Genomic DNA, 2,163 nt, shown 5'->3' with positions numbered 1-2,163 from the left:
CTTTTATTATTTACCAATTTTTTTATTGTAAATATGCATTCTATATTTTTATATGAAACATTTTCTATATAAATTACTTCATATAAATCCTTATCATTATTAATTTTTGCGTACATTCCCTTTGTATCAAATTCTTTGAAATAATGAGTATGTACTTTTAATGTTCTTTCTAAATTTTTTCTTTTACCCTGCTGTATATCTTTATATGTTATATCATCAATAGAACATTTTACTTTTTTTAATTCTATTAATTCATTATTACCTGTTCCGTTTCCATTGCTTATATATTCAGAGGTATAAAAAGTTATAGTATGAATTAATTTCCCTACTTTCATAAAGTGAACTTTTCCCTTGCTATAGCTAATAATCTATGAACTCCCTTCAAAGCAGCTTCTTCACTTTGACTAGCTTCTCCTGTTTTGCTTTCAAAATAATGAGTAGCAAGTCCAAGTATCGCATAGCGAACTTCATCAGGGCAGTCAATCCTTTTATAAATTGTCTCATTAGCTTTGTTACAATAGTTGATTGCAGTGTCTAAAGTTAATTGAAGTATATCATCATCATAATCAATGCCTTCTAAGTTTAGAAACTTTTTGAACTCTGATAAAGTAACTACTATGTCAGAGCTTCCGCTTTCTACAACACTGCAAACATCAATGTCTATACTATTATCAATATCTTCAGCTTTACTTTTCATATAAAAGCCTTATTTAAATTCTAGGCTTTATATGCCTGATCATTTGCTACTAATCTTACAAACGCCTCTTTTTGAACAGGAGCACCATCACCATAATATCCTACCTGAAAACCTACTTGATTTGTTTGGCTATATAATTCATGAAGTACTTGAAGATCCATAGTCAAACTATCCATTATCCAATAATAATTTAAGTTTGCCAAAAATCCGAAGTATTTTGCAGCCTCTAGTTTATCTTCTATAAAATCATTTTGAACAACAGGTATTCCAAGAAGAAGGCTAGGCTGTCCTGATATTAAACTTTCCTGCCAAATAGGGCGATCCTGCTTATCTTTAAGTTTTCTTAAAAAAGCCATAGCTTTTCTATTAAACATCCAAACCGCTCCATGCTGATAACCTGATTTTAATGCACTAACTGCATCTACTAATCCTTCATAGGTGATAGCAGCATTAGCAGTTCCTGCTTTTATATCTCTGTCAGCAGGAATTGCAGAAGCTCCTTGTGCAAAAATACCAAGCGGTTTTCCTGAGCCGTCTCCGTATAAATAGCTGTGTTCTAATACTGAAGATAACTTATAGGATATTCTATCCTGAACGAAGCCTTGAATATTTATATTACTCTGCTGTATCAGTCTTTTACTCACTTTCACAAGTTTAGTTAATTGATTAGCTTTCATTTCTCTTTTACCGAAAGAGATATTCGTATCTTCTTTTACCTGTGCTATTTCTGCAGTCCAATCAAGATCATTCAAATCACTTTCAAGGGTAGGAATACCTATACTTGCAAAACCATTTGCTGCAGGAATAATATTTGCTCTTTTTCTTATCTCTACAGATGCATCAAGTCCTTTTATAATTTCTTTTACTAGATATTGAGGAGCTATAGTATTTCCGCCGCCGCCTGCAGTTGATGCCTGAAGTACTTCTCTTACTTCTTCTTCTTTACCTGTTCTAAACCAAATATCTACTTTAGCTCTTAATTCAGCTTCATTATCTGCATCAGAAGTATCTAAATTATCAGCTGTATTTCTTTTATTCATAGAAGAATTAGTTTGAAGCGATAGAAGTTTATCATTTCTCTCTATCTCTTTGTTTCTATTTTCTATTAGCTGCATTAAAGTATCTATATCATTGTCCAATTTTGATATATCATCTTTTTTAACTTCTCTCTCCTCAATAGTCATAGCAGAATATGCATTTCTTTTTTGCATAAGTTCATCAATGCTTGTTAAAGCTAAATTATTTTCATTTTTTAGTTTTGCTATTAAATCTCTTAATTCTGCAGGTGTCATAATTTGATACTCCTTATTATTTATTTATTTTTAATTTTGAAATATTTTATTTTTTGCTCATATTCATTAGTTCTATAATCAAAATCATCATTAATGGGCGGATATGGTATATATGCATCTTCGCCTTTATCTCTAACATTTGTTTCTGTATATGCTGGAAATGTTACCAGTGAT

Annotated in this window: 3 protein-coding genes and 1 pseudogene; all 4 read right to left on the bottom strand. The window is 30.9% G+C overall.

Annotated features, from left to right (window positions below; all coding sequences use genetic code 11):
* A partial coding sequence (locus Q1J76_RS02585; RefSeq protein WP_300377853.1) for a phage head completion protein occupies positions 1–335 on the bottom strand: 335 nt, incomplete at its 3' end.
* Positions 332–697, bottom strand: a complete 366-nt coding sequence (locus Q1J76_RS02580) for a head-tail connector protein (RefSeq protein WP_300377850.1) — start codon at positions 695–697, stop codon at positions 332–334. The genes Q1J76_RS02580 and Q1J76_RS02585, both read right to left, overlap by 4 nt.
* A 20-nt stretch (positions 698–717) precedes the next feature.
* The gene (locus Q1J76_RS02575; RefSeq protein WP_300377847.1) at positions 718–1,989 is read right to left on the bottom strand and encodes a phage major capsid protein; all 1,272 of its coding nucleotides are present in this window, start codon (positions 1,987–1,989) and stop codon (positions 718–720) included.
* A gap of 20 nt (positions 1,990–2,009) precedes the next feature.
* Positions 2,010–2,163, bottom strand: a pseudogene (locus Q1J76_RS02570) (HK97 family phage prohead protease); the annotation flags it as partial.

The sequence above is a fragment of the Brachyspira sp. genome (genome assembly GCF_029258575.1).
Classification (GTDB): domain Bacteria; phylum Spirochaetota; class Brachyspiria; order Brachyspirales; family Brachyspiraceae; genus Brachyspira.
This window is presented reverse-complemented; position numbering and strand designations above follow the sequence as displayed.

Coding starts and splice junctions, on each gene's coding strand:
- Q1J76_RS02580 (WP_300377850.1), bottom strand. CDS start 697: ATGAAAAGTAAAGCTGAAGATATTGATAATAGTATAGACATTGATGTT.
- Q1J76_RS02575 (WP_300377847.1), bottom strand. CDS start 1,989: ATGACACCTGCAGAATTAAGAGATTTAATAGCAAAACTAAAAAATGAA.